This is a genomic window from Proteus sp. G2626 (genome assembly GCF_009915985.1).
Taxonomy (GTDB): Bacteria; Pseudomonadota; Gammaproteobacteria; order Enterobacterales; family Enterobacteriaceae; genus Proteus; species Proteus vulgaris.
In genome coordinates this window covers 222,467-235,172 of record NZ_JAABNH010000029.1, presented here as the reverse complement: position 1 = coordinate 235,172, position 12,706 = coordinate 222,467, and the positions used below count along the sequence as shown (strand labels likewise).

Genomic DNA, 12,706 nt, shown 5'->3' with positions numbered 1-12,706 from the left:
CTTAATAAATGAATGAAATAACAACTCTAGCAGGTGCGGCCGTCACAACGGTCTCACTTGCTATTTCTGCGCTTATCATCGGATTAGTTCTAGCCATGCTGTTTACAGCATGGGAATCTGCGAGATGGAAAGCCTTTGCTTTCTTAGGAACATGTTGGGTAACACTCATTAGGGGACTACCAGAAATGCTGGTGGTTCTTTTTGTCTATTATGGCACCTTACAAGGCGTCATGATCTTAATGGATGGCATTGAATTAGGCTCATTCACCTTGCAAATAGACTTTGGTGACACCGATTCTCTACCTTTCTATTGTGGTGTTATCGCCCTTTCACTTCTTTATGCTTCTTATGCTTCACAAACGTTACGTGGCGCCTTAAAAGCCGTACCAACAGGACAATGGGAAGCCGGTCAAGCATTAGGTATGGGCCGTATTACTATCTTCTTCCGCTTTATCATGCCTCAAATGTGGCGTCATGCTTTACCCGGTTTAGGTAATCAGTGGTTAGTTTTATTAAAAGATACTGCTTTAGTCTCATTAATCAGTGTTAATGATTTAATGTTACAAACACAAAGTATTGCTAATAGAACTCAAGAGCCTTTTACTTGGTATAGCATTGTTGCACTGATTTATTTAGCCATTACGCTGATCAGTCAATATATCCTGAAATGGTTAGAAATGAGAACAACTCGCTTTGAACGGAGTGCCTCATAATGTGGGATTATATTGTTGATATTTTACCGGGATTACCAACCAGCTTGTCATTAACTTTAGTGGCTTTACTGGTGGCATTTACACTTTCGGTTTTAATGACCTTTATTTTGGCGTTAAAAACTCCAGTTATTACTCAAATTGTAAAAGCATATATCACCTTATTTACCGGTACTCCTTTATTAGTACAGTTTTTCTTAATCTATTATGGCCCTGGACAATTTCCTGTGTTGCAAAAATTCCCTATGATTTGGGAGTTATTATCAACACCTTGGTTTTGTGCCATGGTTACATTAGCATTAAATAGTGCTGCTTATTCAACCTTACTTTTCTATGGTGCAGTAAGAGCGATTCCGTCAGGACAATGGCAATCTTGCCAAGCGTTAGGGATGTCCCCCGTGCAAACGGCAAGGGTAATATTGCCTTATGCATTTAAGCGGGCGCTTTCATCCTATTCAAATGAAGTTGTACTAATATTTAAAAGTACCTCACTCGCCAGTACGATCACTTTACTTGAATTAACAGGTTATAGCCGACAAGTATTCGGTCAAAGTTATGATGTGATGGTCTTTGTTGCCGCAGGCATTATTTATTTAGGCATCAACGGAATACTAACACTTCTCATGAGATTGATTGAGAAAAAAGCCTTAAAGTTTGAACATCGTAATTAAAAATGCGTAAGCCAAACTGTCGATAAAAAAATACCCCGGATATTTTTATCTCTGGGGTATTTTTTTATCGCTGAATAAATTGTAACAAATAATGGTTCTATTTTTGTGTAGTCTGTTTTTCTATTAACGCTTCCTTATGGCTTACTCTATACGCATTCCACGCCAATAGGCTACCAATTAACATGACAACGGCTAATGCTAATTTAGGTTGTACCGGTGATGTCAGTGCAGTTAAACCTAACGCAGCACCGCCTGCCATTTGAATAAAACCAACCAAAGCAGAGGCAATACCTGCCGTCTGTGAATACGGCTCAAGTGCATAACTTGTCGCAGGCCCCATAATAAAGGCTAATCCAGCGCAAGCACTTGCTACAGGGAGCATGTAAATCAGCCAATGGCTTTGTATTTCGGCAGGAATAAACATTAAGCTTAATAACAAACTCACACAACCTACCCCCATTAACCCACCCCCTAATATCAAACAAATAGGTCTGCCAACACGGTGGATCACCCGGTTTGCATAAAAGCTAACAAACATTATCCAAAAACCATTTACACCAAAAACAATGGAAAAAATCAGCGGTGATAGCTTCGCATCATTCATCAAAACAATAGGAGCAAATGAAACATAAGTTAAAGCCATTCCCATTGTGCCTGCATTCACGAAAGCAAAAGTTAAAAAACGTTTACTACACAAAATCTCAAGGTATGTTTTACCTAATTTCTGTTTCGATTGCGCTATATTTTCAGGCTTAGTTTCTGGTAAGAAGCGAGTGATCAACACTAGCACAAATACTGAATAGAAAATTAAAAATCCAAAAGGTGCACGCCATCCCCAATACTCAGCCAATAATCCACCTAATAAGGGTGCAAGTGCAGGAATAATATTTAAGGTACCATTTAAAAAGCCAAAAACACGAGCCGCATCATTACCATTAAAGCAGTCACGAACACAGGTAAAAGCCACAACGGAAGTACAACACACTGCACAAGCCTGTAATAATCGCGAAATAATAAAAAGCGTTGAGTCTGTAGAGATCGTTGCAATCACAGAACCCACAATATAGATAAGGATCCCAACGATAGCGATAGGTTTACGACCAAACTTATCCACTAATGGCCCTGATATCAGTTGTCCTATACCTAAAACTAAAATAAATAAAGCGATAGTCGATTGAATAAGGGAGACACTACTTCCTAAATCTTGAGCAATCGCAGGGATCGTCGGTAAATAGAGATCGATCCCCAAAGGCCCCAATAACACCATCACTAATAACAACGCTTTTAAATTCTGCATAAAAAATGCCCATCTAATAAAAAAGAAAACGCCCGATGTTATCCATCGAGCGTTAAATACTGATTTATACTAACACCCATTGCCTATTTTGTAATGAATATCTTAACTGTCTTGTAATACCAATAATGTAAGCACTTCATAGTGAGCTGTATGCGGAAACATATCAAACAACTGCACTCTATCAATACGATAATGAGAAAGTTGCTGAATATCTTTAACCATAGTTTGAGCGTTACAACTCGAATACAGAATAAAGCGAGGCTTCATTTTATTTAAATAGCCACACAGTGCCTCACCAATACCTCGTCTTGGCGGATTAACAAGCACTAATTCAGGCACTAACTCGTTGGCTAATGCATAACCCGTTGAATCTAGTGCTTGAAATTCAACATGCTCTAACCCTAATTCATAAGCTGATAAACGCGCACATTCTATTGCTTCAGGACTAATCTCAATTCCTGTCAATTGGGTCAATTTATCTGCGCAATGTAACCCAAAGCCTCCTGATCCACAAAACATATCCCACAAATGTGAGATATTTAATTCTCTAACCCAACGACCCGCCGTAGCATAAAGTGATGAGGCCACAACTGGATTAGTTTGAAAAAAGCCTCTTGGACGAATATGCAATGGAATTTTGTTGAATGATTCATCTAAAAACGTTTTTTCAGTCAGAATAATTTCTTTTTCACCTTCAAGAATTGCCATATGAACAGGTTGAATATTCACAGAGATAACCGCCAATTGAGGTAGTTTTTCTTGTAACCACGGAAGTGCTTTACGAAGTTGCTCTAATTTTTTTTCTGAGCGTAAAACAAAACGCAACATCATCGTGCCATTGCTTCTGCTTTCAGTTAATAAAATAAACTTAAGTTCGCCACGCCGACGCTCAATATCGTAAGGTACTAATCCTGCTCTCGCTATAAATGTTTTTAAAATTGGGAATATCGGTGTAAAAGAGTCAGGGTAAAGAGGACATTCGCATAAATCGACAGCCACACCCTCTCGTGTTTTTAGACCTAATACTGGTTTTTCAACACTGCCACTGACTACCATTTTTGCTTTGTTACGAAATTGCGCTTGCTGGCTTTCAACAGGCGCTAATTTATCAAAAGCATAATCTTCAGGTAGCAATGCTAATAAGCTGTGCTGTTTTTTCTTGATTTGTTCAGAATAAGCAAGAGAAAGCCATTCACAAGAATGACAATCACCCGCACTAAATCGTGCGCATTGCATAAGATTTTGTGACCGTTATGGAGATTAATATTAATGTACAGTATAGGAGGAGTCAGTTGATGAACTACTTATTTCAACATCTTCTTCATCATCTTCTTCATTTTCACTTTCTTGTTTTTCGCCATACAAGAAACCATTATTAAAAATCTCACTGACTACTTCAGCTGATTGTTCTTCTGCTTTTTGTAAGAACAGATCAAACTGATTCAGTGAGATCCCCGCGGCAACAGGGAATGATTGGCAGAATACTAATTTAGGTAAGTTTTCATCACTAATTTCTAAAAATGTTTTAATAAACAAAGAACTTGCATTAATTTGGCTAAGGTTGGCCATTAAAGGCACTATTGCTGAGGGTTTTAATTCAGCGATAGCGGTAAATACAAGCACATCTTCAAGAATATCAATTTTAGCATCAAATATGCCACTGATATATTGAAGATGTGGCAAATGTAACGCCTGACAAGAGTCACATTCATAATAAGCAATCTGTAGTTCATCAAGCCAAGATTTTAGCTGATCCAGATCGGGGGTCACAACAGCGTTCATTCAAATAACCTTTACGCGCTAAAGAAAAGAGTGCCTTTTGGCATTGAGGCTATTTTGCCACTTTTTATATCTTGAAGGCACTAATAAATAGAAAAACTAAGAAAATTAAGCCAATTTACAGATTGGATTTTCTTGGTTTTTCATGCATTGTTGAAAAAAAACAGTGCGCTATTGTTCGTTATTCTCTTTTTTCTTTTTATTATTCGCGGGTTTGTTATCAATACCTAAAAACGTTAAGCGATAAATCGCACGCCATACAATATGAATAGCAGGCGGGATCATGCAGATAACCCCCAGAACAACCAGTGTTAATTGCCCCGTGTAGGTGCCTAGCCACTGCGGAGATGTGATATATTGATTGATAGACAAATAAGCAATCACTAATAAAATAATCCCTATGATCTCAATGATTATGATGGGTTTTGGCATATCAGACAGTGATTTCATATCCCGATTAGAAGGCTTTTCCATATTTTCTCCGCTAAATGCTGTATCGCAGTCCTATCTCATTATTCGGCAAATTGGTATAATTTATCACACTAAAAGGCAATAACTGTTTTTGTTTAGCCTCATAAAAGGGCATAGTATCAACCAATAAAGACTATTATGCCTGAATTTTATTTCCTCAATAAGGAGTGTCGTATGTTTGTTGTAATTTTTGGTCGCCCTGGTTGCCCATATTGTGTACGTGCTAAACAACTGGCTGAAACTCTGGCTGAAAAACGTGACGATTTTGATTTCCGTTATGTTGATATCCAAGCCGAAGGAATTACAAAAGCAGATTTATCTAAAACCGTCGGTAAAGAGGTTGAAACTGTGCCACAAATTTTTATTGATGAGAAACACATCGGTGGTTGCACAGATTTTGAAGCTTATGCTAAAGAAAATTTAGGCATCTATAACTAATCAAAAAGCGCTAAAACAAGCTATTTTTCAATATGTTTTAGCGCTTTCTTTTTTTTATTTCACACATTATCTCTTTATATCTTCCTCTTTCCAAAAAAAATTCTATTTTTTTTCATTAGTCAGCGAACTTTCTTCTTAACTCAGAGTCTGAATTAGTGCCACTGCTTTTCTTTGATGTCCCCAAATATTGAGGAGCCCGATAGTTTCAACCCCTTTGGTGAAATAACTGTCGGGTTTTTTATTGCCTAAAATAGAGCCTTATTCACCTTGCAATGTCACAATAATACGGCGACGACCACCATGATTACGGTGTTCACCAAGATAAATTCCCTGCCAAGTTCCTAAATTAAGCTCGCCTTGACTAATAGGAATAGTGATACTTTGTCCAAGTAAACTGCTTTTTATATGTGCTGGCATATCATCACTTCCTTCATAAGTGTGAAGGTAGTAATTTTCATTCTCTTTAACACTTTGATTAAAGAAATTTTCAAAATCACTTCGTACTGTCGGATCTGCATTTTCATTAATCGTTAACGAAGCCGATGTATGTTGAATAAAAAAATGAGCAATTCCAATTTTATATTGTCTTAGTTCGGGTAATTCTTGAATCAATGTCTGTGTAATTAAGTGGAACCCTCTCGGCCTTGCGTTGAGTACGATATTTTTTTGGAGCCACATTTTTTATACCTCGTTGAAAATAACAAAAAAGAGCAATGTGAGAGCTATACCATAAGTGAAATTCTCTTTTTAAGCATGCTTTAGCTCAGTTAAATCTAAAACTGACAATTCTTTTAAAAAAAGCACAATTAAATAAGAAAAAAACACTTTACCCTTATTACTCGCTCATTTACCCTTAAAAACTTGCGTATTATGTATCATAAACATCGCTTATCAGCACGACATGTATGGAGCCTACTTTGCTGGAACAATTTAATTTAGCCGTATTTTCAATGATGAATGCAACACCTGCAGCATCTCCTTTCGAAATCGGTGTGGCGATAATTATTGCTAAGTACCTTGTCTATCTCTTTCCTTTATCTTTAGTGTTCTATTGGTTGTGGGGTAATGAAAAACACCTTAGCCAGCAAAGAACATTAGCCTGTAAAGCTGCGGTCTCTTTAGTTATTGCGCTGTCTATCTCTTGGTTTATTGGTGCAATTGCGCCTCATGAGCGCCCTTTTGCTGCCAATATTGGGTATAATTTCCTTGAGCATGATGCAACGCCTTCGTTCCCAAGCAATCACGGTACATTTGTTTTCACCATTGCATTAGCTTATCTGTTTTGGCATAACAGTAAACGTATTGGTTATATCATGCTAGGTTTAGGAGTTGCGATTGCTTGGGCGCGTATTTACCTTGGTGTGCATTGGCCAATCGATATGATAGGCGCCCTTATAGTTGCTCTGCTTTCTTGTGGTTTAAGCCAGATCTTCTGGTCTAAAGGCGGGAATGCACTCCAAAAATGGGTACAACAACTTTATCAGTTCTGTTTTGCTTATCCGATTCGTAAAGGTTGGACAAAAGCCTAACCCTTCTTGCTTTGAAAAAGACCCTATTTATTGTGGTCTTTTTTTATATTTAACTTAAGCAATTCTCTCCACTTCGATATATTAATATCTAAATAAAATTATCCTCTATTATTATATTATTTGTCCAAAAAAAAATGTGTTGTTATTTTAATCAAAATGAAGTTTTTATATTCGCTATATTGTAATATATCAAACTCATTTATTAACAAATTTATTGTCGTAATAATAAACAATATTCTACTTATGACTGAATTATTGTTATCTTCATTTCATAGAATAAAAGAAAATCATTAATAAATAATCGTAATACTCTATTTTTATATTCTTTTGTCTACTTTTAAACACAAATTAAAGAAAATAATTAGTATATAAATATCAATGTGTTATATTGTTAATATAATGTTTTAATTGTGAATAAAAATAACCATATTGATTTAAATCATTTATTTTATAAGAAATAAAAAAGTCTAATTTTAATCATTAATATATGAACATTCAGGTATATGGATTTATTATCAATCTCCATTAAAAATGGAAAAGTATTTCAAAATGTTTAAAAAACCCTTATAAAAACACAAAATATAAAAAATGTTACATTTTTAGATTTTTCAGTTATATTTAGCATTTGAGATGGTGATCACGGTAGTTTATCCTGAAAAACACTATATTCTGCACCTCTTAAGTCTGGATATAAACTTATCGAATATTTTTTCAAATTTTAGAAGATCGTAATTCTTTTGAAATTTAAAGATTTTAGTATGTGGTAATTGAAGATATTGAGATAACACCAGGTACTCAATGCTCTCATTTATTCATAATTAAATTTATGTCGTGATTGTTTCTGATAAGAAATAAAATCACGCTTTTATTTTATTCATTATTTTTTTTACCGCGTTATTTCGGAGAGTATTATGGATACAACCAAAGCTGGTTCTATCGCATCGGGTAACACCCAAGGTGATTACAAAACATGGCGTAAGTCAGATACGGTATGGATGTTAGGTTTATATGGTACGGCTATCGGTGCTGGCGTTCTATTTTTACCTATCAATGCAGGGATTGGTGGCTTAATTCCTCTGTTGATCATGTTAGTGCTTGCATTTCCAATGACCTTCTTTGCACACCGTGGTATGTGTCGCTTTGTGTTATCAGGTAAAAACCCAGGTGAAGATATCACTGAAGTTGTTGAAGAACACTTTGGTAAAACAGCAGGTAAACTGATTACTCTGCTCTATTTCTTTGCTATTTACCCTATTTTATTGGTTTATAGTGTTGCTATCACCAATACAGTAGAAAGCTTTATAGTGAACCAAATGCACATGACTGCACCACCTCGCGCAATTTTATCGCTGATACTGATTGTCGGTATCATGTCAATTATTCGCTTTGGTGAACAAGCTATCGTTAAAGCAATGAGTGTGCTAGTGTTCCCATTTGTTGCCGTCTTGATGGTTTTAGCACTGTATCTTATTCCTGAATGGAATGGCGCAATACTTGAGACTCTCTCTTTTGATCACGCAACAACTTCAGGTATGGGCCAAGGCCTATTAGTAACACTGTGGTTAGCTATCCCTGTCATGGTATTCTCTTTCAACCACTCCCCCATTATCTCTGCTTTTGCGGTTGCAAAACGTGAAGAATACGGTGAAAACGCTGAGAAGAAATGTTCACGCATTTTAGCTTATGCGCACATCATGATGGTTATCACTGTTATGTTCTTCGTGTTTAGCTGTGTATTTAGCTTAACACCAGAAAACTTAGCAGAAGCAAAAGCACAGAATATCAGTATCCTGTCTTATCTGGCTAACCATTTTGAAGCACCTGTTATCGCTTATATTGCTCCATTTATTGCTTTTGTTGCGATTACGAAATCTTTCTTAGGTCACTACTTAGGTGCTCGTGAAGGTTTCAATGGTTTAATCATCAAATCATTGCGTGAAAAAGGTAAAACAATCGAAAAAGATCGTTTAAACAAAATCACTGCACTGTTTATGCTGGTTACAACGTGGATCGTTGCAACGTTAAACCCAAGCATCTTAGGTATGATTGAAACGTTAGGTGGTCCAATTATCGCAATGTTACTGTTCCTGATGCCTATGTATGCAATCCGTAAAGTACCTGCGATGAAGAAATACGAAGGCCATATCAGCAACGTATTCGTTGTAATCATGGGTCTTATCGCAATCTCAGCAGTTTTCTATAGCTTAATTAACTCTTTCATGGGCTAATAAGGCATCTAATGGCTACTTTCTTTTATGAAAGTAGCCATTACAGCTTTAGACTTCAAAACTGACACTTATCACTCTAATAATCACACAGTTGCGCCTTTAAATTAATTAGGGAGGCGAATATTATGGTTAGCGTCTTTGATATTTTTAAAATTGGTATCGGTCCTTCAAGTTCACACACTGTAGGCCCCATGAAAGCAGGTAAAGAATTCGTTGATATCCTTGCTGACAAAAATCTTCTCTCTTCTGTTTCCCGTGTTATCGTTGATGTGTACGGCTCTTTATCTTTAACTGGTAAAGGTCACGCAACCGATATTGCTATTATTATGGGATTAGCTGGTAATTTACCTGATACCGTTGATATAGATTCTATTACTCCATTTATAAAACAAGTAGAAACAACGGGTCGCTTAATGCTGGCAAACGGCATTAAAGAAGTAGATTTTCCTGTTGATGGTGGTATGAATTTCCATAAAAGCAATTTACCTCTCCATGAGAATGGTATGACTATCACCGCTTATAATGGTGAACAGGTTCTATTGAAAAAAACCTATTATTCTATTGGTGGTGGCTTTATTGTTGATGAAGAGCATTTTGGTCAACCTGAAGAAAATGTAGTTCAAGTCCCTTATCCTTACCAATATGCGGCTGATTTACGTCGCCATTGTAAAGAAACCGGCCTTTCTCTATCTGCATTAGTCATGCAAAATGAATTAGCTCTGCGGAGTAAAGAAGAGATCTCAGCCCATTTTGCTGCGGTTTGGGATGTAATGAAGTCAGGTATTGAGCGCGGTGTAAATACCGAAGGCTTATTGCCAGGACCATTACGTGTACCTCGCCGTGCTTCTGCGTTACGCCGTATGTTGGTAACAGAAGATAAAACCACAACCGATCCTATGACAGTTGTTGACTGGATCAATATGTTTGCACTTGCTGTCAATGAAGAAAATGCCGCTGGCGGACGTGTTGTAACAGCACCGACAAATGGAGCATGTGGCATTATTCCTGCGGTACTGTCTTACTATGATAAATTCATTCGTCCTGTAAATGAAAACTCTTACACACGCTTTTTCTTAGTGGCCGGTGTTATCGGTTCTCTTTACAAAATGAATGCTTCAATTTCAGGTGCTGAAGTCGGTTGTCAAGGTGAAGTCGGTGTTGCTTGTTCTATGGCTGCCGGTGCATTAACAGAACTTCTAGGTGGCAGTCCAGAACAAGTTTGTATGGCTGCTGAAATAGCAATGGAGCATAACTTAGGACTTACCTGTGACCCTGTTGCAGGACAAGTGCAAGTCCCTTGCATTGAACGTAATGCCATTGCGGCTGTACAAGCTGTAAACTCATCTCGTATGGCTTTACGCCGTGTCAGTGATCCTCGTATTTGTTTAGATAAAGTCATCGAAACCATGTACGAAACAGGTAAAGATATTAATGCTAAATATCGTGAAACCTCTCAAGGTGGATTAGCCATTAAAATTTCTTGTGACTAAATTTAAGAGGTTCAAATATAGAGAATCATTATCGATAAGGCGCTGATATCAGCGCCTTTTTTATTATCTAAAATCAAAAATGATGCTCTTCTCTTTGAATATTATTTTTTGTATGAGATTAAATGATCATCCTTAGTTAAAATACGTGTCGAAAAAAGAACACGATATTGAAAACAGAAATATTACTCAATAATAAGTAGCAAAAGATCAAAGATAGGAGTCTGTAGCAATAATTATTTAAATGATGTGACGATAAACACGTTATCTAATAGAAAATAATTACAACTTAATCAATCTATTGGCCATATTTATATCCTTGGCTACAGTTGATAAGTAAAGATCACTAGAGACATCATAAGCGGGATAAAAAGAGAACTAAAATGAAATCAGATATTCAAATCTCCCAAGAAGCACACCTCTTACCAATTCAAGACATTGCTAAAAATTTAAATATTGATCAAGACGATATCGAGTTTTATGGCAAATACAAAGCCAAATTTAGCCACAGTATTTGGTCTAAAATCGCCACAAAAAAAACAGGAAAATTAGTTTTAGTCACTGCAATTAATCCCACTCCAGCCGGAGAAGGTAAAACAACTGTTACTGTTGGATTAGGCCAAGCCCTTAACCATATTGGGAAAAATGCCATTATTGCGTTACGCGAGCCTTCTTTAGGTCCTTGCTTTGGTATTAAAGGTGGAGCTGCGGGAGGCGGTTATTCTCAAGTCGTGCCAATGGAAGATCTTAACCTTCATTTTACTGGCGATTTTCATGCGATTACTTCAGCCAATAATTTACTGGCAGCCATGCTTGATAACTCTATTTATCAAGGTAATCCTTTAAATATCGACCCTAAAAAAATTGTTTTTAAGCGCTGTATGGATATGAACGATCGCACTTTACGAAATATTGTTGTGGGATTGGGTGGCGAAAAAGACGGTATTACAAGAGAAGATAATTTTGTTATTACTGTTGCTTCTGAAATTATGTCAATCTTGTGTTTAGCCGAAGATATCCAAGATTTAAAGCAAAGACTTTCTCAGATCATTGTTGCTTATTCTTATAATGACGACCCTATCACTGCAAACGATTTACAAGCTGTTGGCGCAATGGCCAGTTTGTTAAAAGATGCCATTAATCCTAATTTAGTACAAACACTCGAAAATACACCCGCGATTATTCATGGTGGCCCTTTCGCCAATATTGCCCATGGGTGCAATAGTGTAAGGGCAACAAAATTGGCACTTCAACTTGCCGATATCACAATTACAGAAGCAGGCTTTGGAGCCGATTTAGGTGCTGAGAAATTCTTTGATATAAAATGTCGAATGAGTGGATTACATCCAGATTGTGCAGTGATTGTAGTTACCACAAAAGCACTAAAATATAACGGTGGTTTAGGCAAAAACGAGTGGGATAATGAAGACTTAGTTGCACTTGAAAAAGGCATTGCTAATCTCGAAAAACATATTGAAAACCTTAAAAAATATGGCTTGCCGGTGATTGTCTCTCTTAATGCCTATGTCACTGATAGTATTGTAGAACACCAGTTTATCGAACAATTTTGCCAAGATAGAGATTGTCGCTTCGCTATTACCAAAGTGTGGGAAAAAGGAGGCGAAGGCGGTATTGAATTAGCTAAGCAAGTGATTGATACACTTGAAAATGAACAGAGTCAATTTCAATTAATTTACCCTGATAACGCTTCACTTTATGAAAAAATTGACACTGTAGCTAAAGAAATTTATGGAGCAAATGGTGTGACTTATAGCCAACATGCACGCAATATGTTGGAAAAATTAGAAAATATGGGGTTTGGCCATTTTCCTGTATGTATGGCAAAAACACAATATTCACTCTCAGATAATCCAACTTTATTAGGGCGCCCTACTGATTTTACGATAAATGTACGCGAAGTATACGTATCTGCGGGTGCTGGCTTTGTTGTTGCGTTAACAGGCACTATTACCACTATGCCAGGATTACCGAAAACGCCAGCAGCCATTACGGTTGATATTAATAATCGAGGCAAGATTGATGGGCTTATTTAAGTTCTAAAGTATATAACTCTTTATTTCAGTAAATATAAAAAA

The 12,706-nt window shown here is 36.8% G+C and carries 12 protein-coding genes; 7 read left to right on the top strand and 5 right to left on the bottom strand.

Annotated features, from left to right (window positions below):
• The first annotated feature begins 8 nt into the window (after positions 1–8).
• Together artQ and artM are read left to right on the top strand one after the other, a co-directional pair.
• On the top strand, positions 9–713 hold the full coding sequence (gene artQ / locus GWJ05_RS17350; protein WP_036938173.1) for an arginine ABC transporter permease ArtQ: 705 nt from the start codon (positions 9–11) through the stop codon (positions 711–713).
• Positions 713–1,381 (top strand): arginine ABC transporter permease ArtM, encoded by a 669-nt coding sequence (artM, locus tag GWJ05_RS17345; protein WP_036938175.1) that lies wholly within the window; start codon positions 713–715, stop codon positions 1,379–1,381. The genes artQ and artM overlap by 1 nt, the downstream gene beginning before the upstream one ends.
• 97 nt (positions 1,382–1,478) lie before the next feature.
• On the opposite strand, the gene GWJ05_RS17340 is transcribed toward artM, so the two are convergent.
• The 4 genes from GWJ05_RS17340 to GWJ05_RS17325 form a co-directional block, all read right to left on the bottom strand.
• Entirely contained in the window at positions 1,479–2,678 is a 1,200-nt protein-coding gene (locus tag GWJ05_RS17340) for a multidrug effflux MFS transporter (protein ID WP_036938177.1), read from the bottom strand.
• Positions 2,679–2,780: 102 nt separating this feature from the next.
• Positions 2,781–3,914 (bottom strand): 23S rRNA (uracil(747)-C(5))-methyltransferase RlmC, encoded by a 1,134-nt coding sequence (gene rlmC, locus GWJ05_RS17335; RefSeq protein WP_036938179.1) that lies wholly within the window; start codon positions 3,912–3,914, stop codon positions 2,781–2,783.
• A 30-nt stretch (positions 3,915–3,944) separates the two neighbouring features.
• Positions 3,945–4,460 carry a YbjN domain-containing protein gene (locus tag GWJ05_RS17330; protein WP_036938182.1) on the bottom strand — a complete coding sequence of 172 codons (516 nt, stop codon included), beginning with the start codon at positions 4,458–4,460 and terminating at the stop codon, positions 3,945–3,947.
• Positions 4,461–4,628: 168 nt separating this feature from the next.
• The gene (locus GWJ05_RS17325) at positions 4,629–4,931 is read right to left on the bottom strand and encodes a YbjC family protein (protein WP_036938185.1); all 303 of its coding nucleotides are present in this window, start codon (positions 4,929–4,931) and stop codon (positions 4,629–4,631) included.
• Between the two features lie 171 nt (positions 4,932–5,102).
• Here GWJ05_RS17325 and GWJ05_RS17320 point away from each other — a divergent pair, with 171 nt between their 5' ends.
• A complete protein-coding gene (locus GWJ05_RS17320; protein WP_036938187.1) occupies positions 5,103–5,366 on the top strand; it encodes a GrxA family glutaredoxin in 264 nt (87 codons plus the stop codon).
• Between the two features lie 258 nt (positions 5,367–5,624).
• Here GWJ05_RS17320 and GWJ05_RS17315 read toward each other — a convergent pair whose 3' ends face one another.
• Entirely contained in the window at positions 5,625–6,044 is a 420-nt protein-coding gene (locus tag GWJ05_RS17315) for a secondary thiamine-phosphate synthase enzyme YjbQ (protein ID WP_036938190.1), read from the bottom strand.
• Between the two features lie 239 nt (positions 6,045–6,283).
• Between GWJ05_RS17315 and ybjG the strand changes: the two genes are divergently transcribed.
• The 4 genes from ybjG to GWJ05_RS17295 all read left to right on the top strand — a co-directional run bounded on the left by ybjG (position 6,284) and on the right by GWJ05_RS17295 (position 12,664).
• Positions 6,284–6,895 (top strand): undecaprenyl-diphosphate phosphatase, encoded by a 612-nt coding sequence (gene ybjG / locus GWJ05_RS17310; protein WP_036938192.1) that lies wholly within the window; start codon positions 6,284–6,286, stop codon positions 6,893–6,895.
• Between the two features lie 911 nt (positions 6,896–7,806).
• Positions 7,807–9,123 carry an HAAAP family serine/threonine permease gene (locus tag GWJ05_RS17305; RefSeq protein WP_036938194.1) on the top strand — a complete coding sequence of 439 codons (1,317 nt, stop codon included), beginning with the start codon at positions 7,807–7,809 and terminating at the stop codon, positions 9,121–9,123.
• Positions 9,124–9,248: 125 nt separating this feature from the next.
• Positions 9,249–10,613, top strand: coding sequence for an L-serine ammonia-lyase (locus tag GWJ05_RS17300; RefSeq protein ID WP_036938196.1), 1,365 nt, complete (start codon positions 9,249–9,251; stop codon positions 10,611–10,613).
• Positions 10,614–10,993: 380 nt separating this feature from the next.
• Positions 10,994–12,664: a formate--tetrahydrofolate ligase gene (locus GWJ05_RS17295; protein WP_115370381.1), complete on the top strand. Its 1,671-nt coding sequence runs from the start codon at positions 10,994–10,996 to the stop codon at positions 12,662–12,664.
• Positions 12,665–12,706: the final 42 nt, after the last annotated feature.